13 protein-coding genes and 2 pseudogenes are annotated in these 13,101 nt (G+C 71.1%); 4 read left to right on the forward strand and 11 right to left on the reverse strand.

The window, feature by feature from the left end; all coding sequences use genetic code 11:
• Positions 1–155 precede the first annotated feature (155 nt).
• Both ACFW22_RS06920 and ACFW22_RS06925 read left to right on the forward strand, forming a co-directional pair.
• Positions 156–214 (forward strand): annotated as a pseudogene (locus ACFW22_RS06920) (hypothetical protein); the annotation flags it as partial.
• Complete coding sequence (locus ACFW22_RS06925; RefSeq protein WP_386400273.1) at positions 197–634, forward strand: transposase; 438 nt, start codon at positions 197–199, stop codon at positions 632–634. The pseudogene ACFW22_RS06920 and the gene ACFW22_RS06925, both read left to right, overlap by 18 nt.
• On the opposite strand, the pseudogene ACFW22_RS06930 reads toward ACFW22_RS06925, so the two are convergent.
• The 5 genes and pseudogenes from ACFW22_RS06930 to ACFW22_RS06950 form a co-directional block, all read right to left on the reverse strand.
• Positions 632–991: pseudogene (locus tag ACFW22_RS06930) on the reverse strand (transposase); the annotation flags it as partial. The gene ACFW22_RS06925 and the pseudogene ACFW22_RS06930 overlap by 3 nt on opposite strands.
• A gap of 262 nt (positions 992–1,253) precedes the next feature.
• Positions 1,254–1,457, reverse strand: coding sequence for a hypothetical protein (locus ACFW22_RS06935; protein WP_386400052.1), 204 nt, complete (start codon positions 1,455–1,457; stop codon positions 1,254–1,256).
• 1 nt (position 1,458) lies between these two features.
• Entirely contained in the window at positions 1,459–2,877 is a 1,419-nt protein-coding gene (locus ACFW22_RS06940; RefSeq protein WP_386400054.1) for a hypothetical protein, read from the reverse strand.
• A 12-nt stretch (positions 2,878–2,889) separates the two neighbouring features.
• Entirely contained in the window at positions 2,890–5,046 is a 2,157-nt protein-coding gene (locus tag ACFW22_RS06945) for a CHAT domain-containing protein (RefSeq protein WP_386400056.1), read from the reverse strand.
• A gap of 52 nt (positions 5,047–5,098) precedes the next feature.
• Positions 5,099–6,478, reverse strand: coding sequence for a M6 family metalloprotease domain-containing protein (locus ACFW22_RS06950; RefSeq protein ID WP_386400058.1), 1,380 nt, complete (start codon positions 6,476–6,478; stop codon positions 5,099–5,101).
• 222 nt (positions 6,479–6,700) lie between these two features.
• On the opposite strand from ACFW22_RS06950, the gene ACFW22_RS06955 reads away from it, so the two are divergent.
• Positions 6,701–7,375, forward strand: coding sequence for a TetR/AcrR family transcriptional regulator (locus tag ACFW22_RS06955; protein WP_386400061.1), 675 nt, complete (start codon positions 6,701–6,703; stop codon positions 7,373–7,375).
• 591 nt (positions 7,376–7,966) lie between these two features.
• Here the strand turns inward: ACFW22_RS06955 and ACFW22_RS06960 are convergent.
• From ACFW22_RS06960 to sigK, 6 genes are all read right to left on the reverse strand, one after another.
• Complete coding sequence (locus ACFW22_RS06960; protein WP_386400275.1) at positions 7,967–8,638, reverse strand: alpha/beta fold hydrolase; 672 nt, start codon at positions 8,636–8,638, stop codon at positions 7,967–7,969.
• Between the two features lie 6 nt (positions 8,639–8,644).
• Positions 8,645–9,910 carry a class I SAM-dependent methyltransferase gene (locus tag ACFW22_RS06965; protein WP_386400277.1) on the reverse strand — a complete coding sequence of 422 codons (1,266 nt, stop codon included), beginning with the start codon at positions 9,908–9,910 and terminating at the stop codon, positions 8,645–8,647.
• 71 nt (positions 9,911–9,981) lie between these two features.
• Positions 9,982–10,344, reverse strand: a complete 363-nt coding sequence (locus ACFW22_RS06970) for an NAD(P)-binding protein (protein WP_386400064.1) — start codon at positions 10,342–10,344, stop codon at positions 9,982–9,984.
• A 146-nt stretch (positions 10,345–10,490) separates the two neighbouring features.
• Positions 10,491–10,973 (reverse strand): peroxiredoxin, encoded by a 483-nt coding sequence (locus ACFW22_RS06975; RefSeq protein ID WP_386400066.1) that lies wholly within the window; start codon positions 10,971–10,973, stop codon positions 10,491–10,493.
• Positions 10,974–11,038: 65 nt separating this feature from the next.
• Complete coding sequence (locus tag ACFW22_RS06980) at positions 11,039–11,797, reverse strand: anti-sigma factor (protein ID WP_386400068.1); 759 nt, start codon at positions 11,795–11,797, stop codon at positions 11,039–11,041.
• Positions 11,794–12,387 (reverse strand): ECF RNA polymerase sigma factor SigK, encoded by a 594-nt coding sequence (gene sigK / locus ACFW22_RS06985; RefSeq protein ID WP_386400070.1) that lies wholly within the window; start codon positions 12,385–12,387, stop codon positions 11,794–11,796. The genes ACFW22_RS06980 and sigK overlap by 4 nt, the downstream gene beginning before the upstream one ends.
• A gap of 381 nt (positions 12,388–12,768) precedes the next feature.
• On the opposite strand from sigK, the gene ACFW22_RS06990 reads away from it, so the two are divergent.
• Positions 12,769–13,008: a chaplin gene (locus ACFW22_RS06990; protein ID WP_386400073.1), complete on the forward strand. Its 240-nt coding sequence runs from the start codon at positions 12,769–12,771 to the stop codon at positions 13,006–13,008.
• The last annotated feature ends 93 nt before the right edge of the window (positions 13,009–13,101 follow it).

The following is a 13,101-nucleotide window of genomic DNA, read 5'->3' on the forward strand; positions in this document are numbered from 1 at the left end:
GAAGCTCGTTGAGAGAGGTGACGCGATGGCCTTGTCCCAGCACGACTTACTCCGGCTGATGGAGTCACTGCGCACGGCGGACGGAATCGCGTTGATTCAGGGTCCTGGCCCAGCGGATCCTGCAGGAGCTCATCGAGGCCGAGGCCACCGCCCACATCGGCGCGGAGCCCGGCGAACACACCGAGACCCGTACGACCTGGCGCAACGGGCACCGCGAGAGGGTGCCGACCATCCAGGCCGGGGACCTGGACCTGGCGATCCCCAAGGTTCGCACCGGGCCCGGCTCGACACCGTCGCCGACATGCTCGGCCGCCAGTTCCCGAAGGTCAGGGCCATGCTCCTGGAAGCGGAGGAGGACCTGACCGCGTTCGCGGACTTCCCTGATCGGCACTGGAAGAAGACCCAGTCGACCAATCCCCTAGAACGGATCCCTCGCGAGATCAAGCGGCGGACCGACGTCGTGCAGATCTTCCCCGACCCCGACGCCCTCGAACGCCTCACCACCGCCGTGCCCATCGAGATGCACGACGAGTGGATCGCCTTTCCCCGCCGCTACCTCCCCGAAGGAAGCATGGACAAGATCTATCCAGCTGAAGATCAGCCCGACCCGGCTACACCGCTACGAGGGACATGACCGCAGGGAGTGCAGCTCGATCTCGGCGGCGTCGTCGGCGAGCCAGGCCCGGACGGCCTTCGAACGGTGGGCCGAGTGACGGTCGAAGATCAGGTGGACCTTGCGGTCGAAGTGCCCGGCGAGCCGGTCCAGGAAGCGGCACATGACCTTCGCGTGGAAGGTCTTGGTGAAGGACATGAAGTGCATCCGGCCCTTGGTGCTGGTCGCGGACATTGCGTTCACGGAGAACCGGTTCCCGGTGCGGCGGACGACCGGAGTGATGCCCTTGGCGCCCCAGGTGCGGCCGGTGACCTGGTCCGAGCGGATCCCGGCCTGATCGGCGAAGAGGACCTCGGCGTTCTCCGCCCTCGCCCTGGCAAGGAGGCCCTTGTCGAACTGGCCACCGCCGAGTGGGGCGACTGGCATGGCCACCGCCGCCTCCACGTGCCAAGGCCAAGGAACGGTTCTGGTGCGACAACTGGGCGGTGGGGGGCGGGGGCTGTTCGCGCTGCTCCTCGCAGAACGCCTGACGGGAGCAGCGGCACGGGTCGGTGCGGCTTGGCCACGCCTTCCTCGTCGTGCTGCGTGACCTGGGTGAGCAGGTCGCCGGCGGTGCCGGGGTACTCCTTCCAGAGGTCGATCAGGCGTTGCGCGAGGTCTGGCCGCCGGGCAGCCGGCGGGGTTCGTCGTCGGGCACACCACGTAGGACCACGTAGGACGCGGCCGCGCCGGAGAAGGGCACGGCGCGGCCCTCCACCAGTTCCGCGGCGATGAAGCCGTCCGGGGACGGTTCGCTGCCGCTGGAGTTCCTCGCGTCGCTTCCTGTCCTGCTGTCGTCCCCCACCTCAACCGGCGGCGCCGTCCGGGTCGGCGACCACGAACACCTCGGACAGCGGTGCGGTGTCGGCGGTCGCGCTGACGAGCAGGTCGTACGTGCCCGGGGGCAGTGGTTCGAGGCTGAACGTCCGGCGCTGCCGCGCCACCGTGACGGGACGGTCGTTGACTGGCTGTCCCGTGAGCCGGTCGGTCACGGTCAGGCGCGCCCGCACCTCGGGCAACCGGCCTTCGCCGAGGGCGCTCTCGGCTCCGATCTCGCAGACCACGGGCTCGCCGGTGAGGTACAGGTCATCGCCGAGGTAGCTGAACCAGGAGGTCGCCGCTGCCCGCAGGTCGTCGATCCGCACCTCGTGCAGGGACCGGAGGATGCCCTTGAGGTGCTCGAGCATCGCGTCCTGGTTCTGCAGGCTCGCATGCCGCTGCGGGACGAACGTGCGGGCGTTCTCGGTGCCCGACAGGGCGGCGGACAGCTTGGGCACGGTGCCGTCGCCGCTTTCGTCGTGGCCCCCGCGGGTCAGCAGGGTCTCCACCTTCCCGTCCACCAGCCGCGCGGACTGCCGGGTGGGCTGGTCCATGCCGACGATCGGGTGGTAGGGCACCTGGTGGGATTCCCAGGCGGGATCCTGGCGGTTGGCGGCGGCGGCCGTCTCCATCTCGCCGAAGAAGTCGGTCAGGTGGGCGGTCCAGCCGGGCTGCCAGCCGGGCAGCCCGGCCTTCACCGGGGTGACGGGCCCGTCGTCCGACCCGTACACGCATTTGTAGACGGGGACGAGCTGGTGCAGGGCGGTGAGGGAGCGGAGCAGCCGGGTGAGGTCGTGCTCGAAGGGGCCGATCCGCTTGGCGAAGCCGTTGGCCAGGAACTCGACGGCGTTGAGTGATCCGTAGTACGGCGTGCCGAAGGTCACGACGGCCCTGGTGTCCTTCCAGCCGCCCATCGCCTCGACGAAGTAGCGGGCGACGAGACCGCCCATGGAATGGCCGATCAGGACGAGCTGGGCGGCGTCGTTGCCGCTGGCCCGGCGCCAGTCCTTCAGCCAGCCGTGGCTCCGGTCCCTCAGCCGGCGCGCGGAGGCCCGGTTGTCGCGTCGCCAGTCGTAGGGGAACGGGAAGTAGTTCACGCCCTCGTGGAGGTCGAACCGCGAGGTGAGGAACCGCTCGATCCGGCTGTAGCCGTCGATCTTCCACAGGCCCGGCAGCGTGTGCAGGTCGGGCACCAGCCGTTCGGCGACGACGCCGTCACCCAGGTCGTCGGCGTGCCAGTCGTCGTCCTCCAACTCGATCGAGTCCAGGGAGCGGCCCAGGCTGGTGAGCGCCCCGAGCACGGCCGTCAGCGAAGGGGCCCACACCTCCTTGCCGTCCTTGGTGAGCACGCTTCCGGCGATGCCGGGAAGGAGTACGACGACGTCGCTCATCGGGATCCTGGCCATGAGTGGACCTTTCTAGTCGCCCCTCGCGCTGACGAACGGATCGGTCGGATCGCCGTAGTGCTGGTAGGCGGCCCAGGTGCTGTTCCGCTGCCGGTCCGGCGCGGCGTCCGGCGGTTCGTGCCGCGCGGAGGCAGGGGCGTACGAGGAACCGTCGTGCCCGCGGTACAGCGCTCTGCGCGCCGCGTGGACCGCGGAGCCGATGGTGTGCTCGGGCTCTCCCGGCCCGGTCTCGAGCAGATGCGTGTAGAAGGTCGTGGCGAACGACGTCGCCTGGTCGTCGGGAACGCGCCACCCCGCTCCGAGATAGTGCGCGACGCCCACGCGCAGGAACTCGCCGGCCAGGCTCGGCACCAGGAGGGCCTGCGGACTGCCCCAGGGCGTGCCGGGCAGCGGCTCGGTCGACGGCGCGGCTCTGCCGGCGCCTGCGAGGCGGGAGGTGGAGCAGGCGTTGGCCACCACGATCCGCGGGGGGTGTTCGAGTTGGACCAGCTCCTGGGCGGTGAGAAGGCCGTCGGCGAAGACCCACCCCGACCGCACTCCGGAGGCCGAGGCGTCGAAGGAACTGTGGCCGCAGTAGTGGACGATGTGCTGGCCGCCGGCCAGCAGGACGCGCAGCACGTCGAGGCGGGTCGCGGGCAGGATGCCCGCGACCCGGCTGGAGTCCGCCGCTCCCACGAACAGCGTGACCTCGACCCCCAGGCGGCTGAGCTGGGTCGATACGGCCAGGGCCTCGTTGCGTGCTCCGGGCAGCTGGAAGCCCTTCTCCGGATCGCCCGGGTCGCCGATCACCAGGGCCTTCAGCGGACCCGCGTCGACCTCCTCGGTGATCACCCGCGAGTACGGGGTGCGCAACTGCCGGGAGAGCGGGGTGCGGACGGCCAGCGGGTCGTCCCTCTCGCCGCTGTGCTGCTTGACGTCGGCCAGGAACTCCCAGGGGACGAGGGCGGTCTCCTGGTCCAGCTCCATCAGTACGGCCGCCTCGTCCGTGAGGAGTTGCTGGAAGTCCGGGGGAACCACGAACCGGGACAACAGGTCCGGCAGGTCCCTCGCATCCTCGGCACTCGGCTCGGTCAACCGGTCCACGAGCTGCCGCAGCAGGTCCCTGTCCACCGGGACGAGCCGTTCCGGCACGGTGGCCCGCTCCGTCAGAGCCGCCCAGCGCAGTCCGCCGACGCCCGACAGGGCGGACACCCTCACCGGTACGGCCCCTTCCGTGGCGTCCACGGTCCGGCGCACCCGCAAGGTCAGGTCGGTCCGGTCGACGTCGGCGAGCCGGCCCAGCTGTTCCCGGACCCGGTCGCGGATCGTGGGGTCCAGACCGGCCAGTACCTCACCGAGCAGGTCACCGGTGGCCGGTGGCCCCCCGCCGCCCGGACGCCCCGGTTCGCCGGGCGTCGTGCCCGTCCGACCAGTGAGCCCGGTCAGCGCCGTGAGCGCGTACACCGCCGCGGACTGGGGCGACAGGCTGCCGCTGCGCTCCTCCCGCAACCGCGGTGCGATCCGTACGGACGTCTGCTCAGCGGCTGCTTCGGTCAGCGCCCGCACGAGCTGCTCGGCCCGCAGCCGGTCGATCTCCACCACGAGCACCTCGGTGAGCCGAGACGCCACCGCCGACGGCGCCTGCGAACGCAGCGCGCCGCCGAAGCCGTGCACGAGGGCCCGCGCCGCCTGGGCGACGGTGAGATTGCCGGTGCCCGAGCCGATGAGTACCGTCGCGAGGGTCTGCACGTGGCCGAGGCCCATGACCTCGCCGAGCAGGGACCTGTGCAACTGCACGGCGCGGCGCTCCGTCAGGGTGCCCATCGGGCCCATCCCGACGATGGCGGCGGAGCGAACCCTGCCCGCCCGGCAGGGGAAGTACGTGACCTCTCCCAGCTGGGCGTCGATCCAGCCGAGCTTGGTGTGCTCGGTGATCAGCCGGCGCGGCCCGCCGGAGATGGCGATGTCCAGGGCGAGTTCCGCGGCCGCGGGCAGAACCGCCTGGTAGTGCCCCGCGACATGCAGATCCGCCGGAACCTCCGGCAGGTCCCCCCAGACCACGGTCACGGTGAGCGGGGGCCGCCCGGCCGGCCGTGCCGTGCCGGAGGTCGGAGCGGAGGGGAGCGGGGACCAGGCGTGGTCCGTGGGCGCGTCCTCCAGCAGATCGGCGATGGTAACGGGGGTGCTCACCGTGCCCTTCCCTTCGCGAGGGAGTTCCGTCTGAGCGGCCGGTCGTCCGGCCTCACTCCATGTGGATGTCGACCGCCATCTCGTCGTCGGCGGGGTTGCCCTCGACCTCGAGGGTGACGCCGGACCACGTGCCGTCGGGCAGGTTGAGCGCCGGGTTCGTCGTCTCGCCGATGATCCTGTTCCCCAGAGAGGGGTACAGGTCGGTGGAGTCCCCCCGGTTGCCCAGGCCGAAGATCGCGCCCAGATCGCGTCGGCCGTCGGCCTGCAGCAGCTCGATCGCGAGCCGGTCCTCGTCGTTCACGTCGGGGATCGCTTCGTCGACCGTGTAGACCGAGATGCCCTCGTCCGGCAGGAAGGCGTCCTGCCCCCGGCGTCGCCGGTACTCGACGAGGACGTACTGCATCTCCGTCATCCTGTCCTCGTTCTGGATGAAGAGCAGGTCGCCGCCCTCCGCGGCCGGCGTGAGCACCACGTCCTTCGTGCTCCTCCTGACGCGCTTCGGGGTGGCCCAGCCGTGGAACATCCGCAGCATGCCGTTGGGGAACACCGGTGTGAGCCCGGAGTTGCCCCAGGAGCCCGACGCCATCAGGCAGTAGTTGCCGAGGCCGTTGGACTTGGTCGCCCTCAGCTCGCCCGTGTCGTAGTAGTCGGCCCAACGCGCCGCCAGATGGCCCCACTCATGCGCGCAGACGCCCATGGCGCAGTCCTCGGGCACGGTCAGGAACGTCTCCACGGTCAGGTTCTGGCCGACCGGGACGCCTCCCGGCACGCCCCACTTGAGGCTCCAGATGTCGTCGCCGCTCTTGGTCTTCTCGGCTCCGGGGCCCGCGTGGACGACGAACAGGGCCGTGACCATGTTCTCCTCCAGCGCGTCGAAGGGCGTGAAGTCCACCCCCTCGTCCTTGGCCAGGTGCACCGCGTCCCGGGCCATGCCCTGTGCGTTGCGGGGGAACCTGTTCATGCCGGAGTTGCCGTCGGCGTAGAACGAGAGCGGTCGCGGCAGCCGGAACCAGCCGTGGACCTCGCCCTGGATGTCGATGCCGGTGTCGCCCAGTGACCGGAAGCCGCTCACGGTGCGGTAGAACTCGCGCATGCTGCCGGTCGGCAGGGAGTTCGTGCTGAACAACAACTGTTCGTAGTGGCCCGGACGGTGGTCCGGTTCGTGCGGCTCGTCGGGGAAGTCGACCAGCAGCACGAGGGTGCGGATGACGCCCTTGAGCGGTTTGTCGGGTCGTGTGATCAGACGCCGTCCCGTGACCGGTTCGGCTCGTACGGCGCCGTCGTCGAGGCCGACCAGCCTCTCGCCCCGCCGGTCGGAGCGCCAGGTGTAGTAGTACTCCTCGAACGTGGTGCCCTCCGGCAGCCGTCGCGATGCCAACAGGTCCAGGTAATTGGCGTAGAGCTGGGCCAGCGCGTCGGGGGACAGCGGCACCGGGCAGGGCCCGGCGCAGGTCGGATCGTGTGGCCGGGGGAGTGTGTTCGTGTGTCGCATCGCGACCACTCGCTTACTCGGTTGATCATTGAGCGTCGTGCGGAACCGACGCTGATGACGTCCACGTAGGCCGTCCGTTTATTCTGTACACGTACAGACTCCACCCGTCCCATAACGCCGTCAAGCGCAGCCGGCTCACGCCGGGGACCAGGAGGTGCGGCCATGGCCGCCCGTAGTCGACTCAGCCGCGACCGCGTGCTCGAAGCGGCGCTCCGCGTGGTGGATCACGAGGGCCTCGACGCTCTGAGCATGCGCCGGGTGGCCGAGGACCTCGGCGTGGAGACCATGGCCATCTACCGGTACACGCCCAGCAAGGACGACCTTCTCGACGGCCTGGTCGAGTACCTGTTCCTCGAGCTCGAGGAGGTGCTGGAGGGCGCCACGCCGCCCGGCCCGCGGGGCGACGCCGCGCTGTTCTGGCGGGAGGCGCTCCTGTGCATAGCGCAGGCGATGTACCGGGTCGCCCTCGCCCACCCCCACGTCGTGCCTCTGGTGGCCACGCGCCCCTTCACCGTGCCCCTGTCGCGCCGGCCCCCGGCGGTGCTGCGGGCGCACGAGCGCCTGCTCGCCCTCCTGGGCGCGGCCGGCCTGGACGAGGAGACGACACTGGCGATATACCGGGCGTTCATCTCGTGGGTGCTCGGCTACATCGTCATCGAGCTGCGCGAATTCGTGGACAACCCCGACGAATCCGAGCCGGCCTTCCGATTCGGCCTGCACCGCCTCCCCGTCAAGGAATTCCCCCGTCTGCGGTCCCTCGGCCCGGCACTCGCCGTCCGCGGCGGGGAGGAGGAACTGACCGCCGGCCTCGACGCGATCCTCAGCCGCTACTCCTGACGCGCGGCGAGTGGGGTTCTCTCAGCGAAACGATCTCCATGCAACGGCGTGCCCCACCCGTCCCCGAACGGGCCGGACAGGCGGTAGCTGGATCCGAGCAGACGTAAAGTCCCTGGTAGGACAGGTCCCACCACAAGATCATGTCCGTGGCCACCAGAGGCTTCACGTTGATCACTCATGTTGCCATGCTCGACGTGCCGCGCCACGTCGTCGAGTTCCCTGCGCGACTGCCGGGCGCCCACCGCCGCCGGATCGGCACTCCGAAGGCCTCCCGCGCGCTGGGGCCGTTCCGGCAGGCGGTTCTGGTGCTGCGCTGGTCTCGTGGGCGCGGCTGCGTGCCCGCCCTGGCCCGCGACTCCGGTGTCTCGCAGGCCACCGGCTACCGGTACCTGCACGTCAGAACAGACACTTCGCGTCGATACGCGCATGTTCAACACCCTGGTGCGGCACGTGCGAGCGCACCGCTGCCGAGCCGAAGCAGCGATGGCGGACCCTCCCGTACGTCACGCTCCGCCCCAGCCGGATCGGCGACATCGTCCGAGCCGCACTCGTCCTCAACGGGATCTGGAAGTGATCACCGTTGAGGAAACCTCAGTGGCCGGGCAAGGTGATGTCGGAGGCGTCCATCGGGTCGGCGCTCCAGGCCGTCTCGGCGTACCGGGCGCTGCAGGGTGGGGAGGTCAGGCCGAGTACGGCTGCGGCGGAGGTTGTGGTGAGGCGGTGCCACAGGCGCGCGTCACGGATCATGGCGTGGCGGCCCCGATGCATCCGGACGCCGCGTACGCGGGCACCGGCAGCACGAGCACGGGTGAGGTAGTTCCAGGTGTCCGTGGCGGAGGTGATCCGGTCGGCTTCGTCATGGAGGGCCATGATCATACGGTCTGCGAGGTGCTCGGTCGGCTCGCCGGGTGGGCACCAGGGTGCGAGGGCGACAACACCGCGGACCTGCGGATCGTCGGCTGCGCGCAGTGCCGCCCTGGCACCCATGGAATGCCCGACGAGTACCACGGGCAGCGGCCCGGCGACATGCCGTAGTTCCTTCAGGGCTTGTCTGGTGTCCTGGACGGGATCGGCCCGGTGCCCGTTCCAGCCGCGTAGCCGGTAGCGGACGGAAGCGACCAGATCAGGCGACGTAGCGCCGCCGGTGAGCGGAGTGACGAGGGGTGCGTCCGTGGGGCCTGCCTGGCTGCCGTCCCACGCGCGGATCCGGACGGGGAGGGGGCGGGACGAAGTGGCCGAGGAGCTGCGCGAGTCGGTCGGCAGCGGGCTTCAACGGGGGGTTCCTTCGGTGAGGAGGAGCTGGCGGACGTCGAGGTAGCGGGAGCGGAATCCGGCTTCTGAGTAGGCGAGGTAGAACTCCCACATGCGCTGGAAGGCGGTGTCGAAGCCGAGGCCGGTGACGGCCGGGCGGTTGGCGGTGAACCGTTCGCGCCACAGGCGCAGCGTCTCGGCGTAGTGGTCGCCGAATCCGTCGTCGGCGACCGTGCGCAGGTCGGCGGCGGTGGAGTGTTCGGCGATGGCCGTTCGGGAGGGGATCAGGCCGCCGGGAAAGACGTACTTGCTGATGAAGGTGTGGGTACCGGCGGTGTGGAGCATCTGTTGGTGGCCCATGGTGATGGCCTGCAGGGCGATTCGGCCGCCGGGGGCAAGGGCGCGGCGCAGGGCCGTGAAGTAGGCGGGCCAGTATTCGGCGCCGACCGCTTCGATCATCTCGACGCTGATCACGGCGTCGTACCGGCCTTCGATGTCACGGTAGTCGCGCAGTTGGACGTCCACCCGCTCGGCGAGTCCGGCCGCGGCCATGCGGTCGCGGGCCAGAGCGGCCTGCTCGGAGGAGAGGGTCAGCGTGGTGACGTGGGCACCGCGGGCGGCGGCCCGCAGCGCGAGTTCGCCCCAGCCGGTGCCGATCTCCAGCAGCCGGGTGCCTGCGCCGACCCGGGCGAGGTCCAGGAGCCGGTCGATCTTGCGGTGCTGGGCGGATGCCAGGGACTCGGGGCGGGCGGGGAAGGCGGTGAAGATCGCGGAGGAGTAGCTGAGGGTGGGGTCCAGGAACGTGGCGAACAGGTCGTTGGACAGGTCGTAGTGGCGCCGGATGTTGCTCCGGGAACCGTCGCGGGTGTTCCGGTCGGCGACGGGGCGGGCGGACACCCACAGGCGGCGCAGCCGCCGCAGCGGAGCGGGAACCAGCTCGTCGACGTGCCGTGCGAGGACGGTCAGGACGCCGGCCGGGTCCTCGCTGTCCCACTCGCCGGCCATGTAGGACTCTCCGAAGCCGATCAGGCCGTCGCGGCCGATGCGTCGGTGGAACGCGTCGGGGTCGTGCAGGGTCAGCTGCGGGCCGGCCGTGTCCGCGTGGGCGCCTACGGTTCGCTCGGTCAGGGCCAGCCGGTGCAGGGCGCGGTTCACCAGGAGCCGGGCGATGGTGGTCCGCGCCGGAGCGGCGGAAGGCAGTCGGGCCACGTCCGGCCACCGGTCAGCGTCTGCGTGCTCACGGCGGACGGTGGGCGAGGCGTCTGCGGGCCTGCTGTCCGGGATCCTCTGGGAAGGGACCCCGACGGTGCGGCCCTCGTGTGGGGAGCCGGGCTGCGAGGTGAGGGCGGGGCGGGTCACGGCAGCGTGCCTTTCTGCGGGGTGGACCGGGGACGGGGGTGTACGGGCAGGCCGCGCAGCAGGTGGATGTCGTGGCGGCGGATTCCGGCCCGGATGGTGCCGGAGTCGCCGCCGAAGTGGTCGCACGCGTCGAAGCGGGCGAGCGGACGCACCGGGCGGGGCGGTACGGACAGCCGGTCGAGGTCCGCACACCACGGGTAGGTCCGGTGCCGGAAGGAGCGGCGCAGCGGTGCGGTGCGGGCGTGGGTGTGTGCGTGACCGCCGAACCGCCCGTCCGCCGCGTACAGGGCGACGTGATGCGAGCGGGCGAGGAGGTGGGCAGCAGTCAGGCCCGCCGCCCCCGAGCTGATGACCGCCACTGTCCGGCCTTGCAGCACAACCGCTCCCCACCACTCGACGCGCCGCCGGGCTGCTGCGCTTCACCCGTACTTCGCAGCGGCCCGACGGCCGGATTGGAGGAGATCCGTGAGCGGCGCGGCGCCCCCGGGGAAACGGTTGTGCGGGTTCAGGCGGACAGGCGGGCGAGCTGTGCGGCCAGGGTGGCGGCAGGGGGGTAGGTGGCGCCCACGGCGGTGACGTGCTTCCAGTGCAGGCGGCCGGTGGCGGTGAGGATGAACACCGCCCGGCGCAGCCCGATCAGGGGCGCGGTGATCCCGAAAGCCCTCGCCACGGTGCGCCCGTGGTCGGACAGCAGGGGCATGCGCAGGTTCCGGTCGCGGGCGAACCGTTCGTGGCTGTCGAGCCCTTGGGGGCTGATCCCCCACACCGTGGCCCCGGCGTCCTGGAGGCGGCCCAGGCCGTCGGAGTAGGAGCACAGCTGAGCGGTGCACACAGGGGTGTCGTCGCCGGGGTAGAAGGCGAGGACGAGGGGCGTGCCGCGCTGTTCGCACAGGGTGTAGTCGCGCCGGTGGAAGGTTTCGCCGTCCAGGTGCCCGCCGGGCAGCCGGAAGTCGCCGACGGTGTCCCCGATCGTGGGGGTGTGGGCCATGTGGGACCTCGATTCGTTGCTCGGTTCGCTCACCCTGGGGCGGTGTCGCGCGGGAGGTGCCGGGATCAGACGGGAAGGGTCATCAGGAGCAGGGGGTCGGTGGTGGGCTCGGGGGAGCCTCCGGCGGGTTCGAGGGTGAGCCCGACGGCGCCTGCGTCGGCGGGGTTGCCGGTGAGGATGACGGTGCCGTCGTGGTCGATGAGTCCGGCGGGGCGCATGGTGCCGTCGTGGTCGAACCACAGCTGGTAGGTCTTGCCTGCTCCTGGGGTGGGGAGGTGGGCAGCGGTGAAGACGGCCTTGTTCTGCCGGTCGGAGGCGACGACGGTGGTCAGGGCTCCGTTGGCGGCCCGGCCGTGCACGGTGCGTGCGTCTGGGGCGGCCAGAACCGTGCTGATCGTGTCGAGTTGCCGCTGGGCCTGACGGGCCTGTGCCCGGAGGTCCCGACCGTTCTGCGTCTGCCACACGACGGTGCCGCCGAGGGCGGCGGCGGCCACGCTGGCGGCCAGCGCCAGGGGCACGGCTCGGCGGCGCAGCATGCCTCCGACCGCGGGCGCGGACGCGATGGCCGCGGTGGCGGGCACGCGGGGCGGCAGTTGACGCACTCCGTCGATGGCCGCCATGACCTGCGCCTTGGCCGTAGCGGGCGGTGGCTGGACGACGGCTGCGGCCATGCGGGCGGCGGTGGCCTCGAATTCGGCGGCTTCCTGCCGGCATGCCTCGCAGGCTTGGAGGTGGGCGTCGAAGGCTTGGCGTTCGCCGTCCTCGAGTGCGCCGAGGGCGTAGGCGGCGGCGAGGGTGTGGGAGTCGGTGGCGTGGTGTTTCATGTGGTCACCCCCATGCAGTCGCGGAGCCGGATGAGCCCGTCGCGCATGCGTGTCTTGATGGTGGGAAGAGGAGTGCGCAGGGCTTCGGCGACCTCGCGGTAGGTCAGCCCCCGGTAGTAGGCCAGGGTCACGGCTTGGCGTTGGAGTTCGGTCAGGCCGCGCAGGCAGCGGCGGACCTGCTCGGACTCCAGGCGGGTCTCGACCTGTTCGGCGACCTCGTCGAAGGCGGTGGTGTGCTCGCGGGCGGCCTGGGCGTGCTCTCGGTCGGTGGCGGCCTGGGCGGAGCGGACCCGGTCCACGGCCCGACGGTGGGCAATGGTGGCGGCCCAGGTGGTGACGGAGCCTGCGTCAGGCTGGTAGCGGGCGGCCTGACGCCACAGGTCGATCATGACTTCCTGGGCGACCTCCTCGGACTGCGCCCGGTCGCGTACAACCTTGACCACGATCCCGAACACCATCGGTGCCAGGGCGTCGTAGAGCACGGAGAAGGCCTGCTTGTCGCCGTGGGCGACGCTTTGCACGATGCCGGCCAGGTCGCCGCGGACCGGGTGGGAGGGACGGCCGGTGTTAAAGGGGATCGGTTGGTTCACCTGCGGGGCTCCGGCTGTGGCCAGAAGGCGAAGCGGCCGGCTGGTGCGGCCGTCGGTGGTCGAGGCGTCCATCGCATGCCGTTCCTCGTGTCGTCGCTGCTACGGGGCCGGACCGCCCCCGAGGACGGTCCGGCCTGGCAAACCTGTGCATCTTTCTCGCCTCTGTTCTTCGTCACCGACGGACCTGCGGATGGGAGGAGGCTTCGTCACCCGCGCAAGCCGGAACTGACCCGTTGGGGGGAACCGACGGGATGAGGCCAAGCCGCCGGGAGGGCTGTGGCGAAGAGCGGGTGTGAGGGAGCCCGAAGGCATTCACGGGATCTCTCACCGGCCACGCGGGACCTCCGCGCGGCCGGACACCCTCACGGGAGGTACGAGGACATGGTCGATGTACGACGAGGTCTGGCCGTGGCCCTGGCGGCCGGCGCGATCCTGGCGGGCGGCGCGTCGGCGGCCTCGGCCGACGCGGGCGCGCAGGGCGTGGCCGCCGGCTCGCCGGGCGTGGGATCGGGCAACCTCATCCAGGTGCCCGTCCACATCCCGGTCAACGCCTGCGGCAACACCGTCAGCGTCATCGGGCTGCTGAACCCGTCCTTCGGCAACACCTGCATCAACGCCTGATCGCCTGCCGCGGGAACAGCTCCGGTCAGGCGCCGTCAAGACGGGGAGGCGCCGGCCGGTGACCCGAACCGGCACGGCCACCGGGCGCGGCCC

The organism is Streptomyces sp. NPDC058872, assembly GCF_042743065.1.
Classification (GTDB): Bacteria; Actinomycetota; Actinomycetes; order Streptomycetales; family Streptomycetaceae; genus Streptomyces.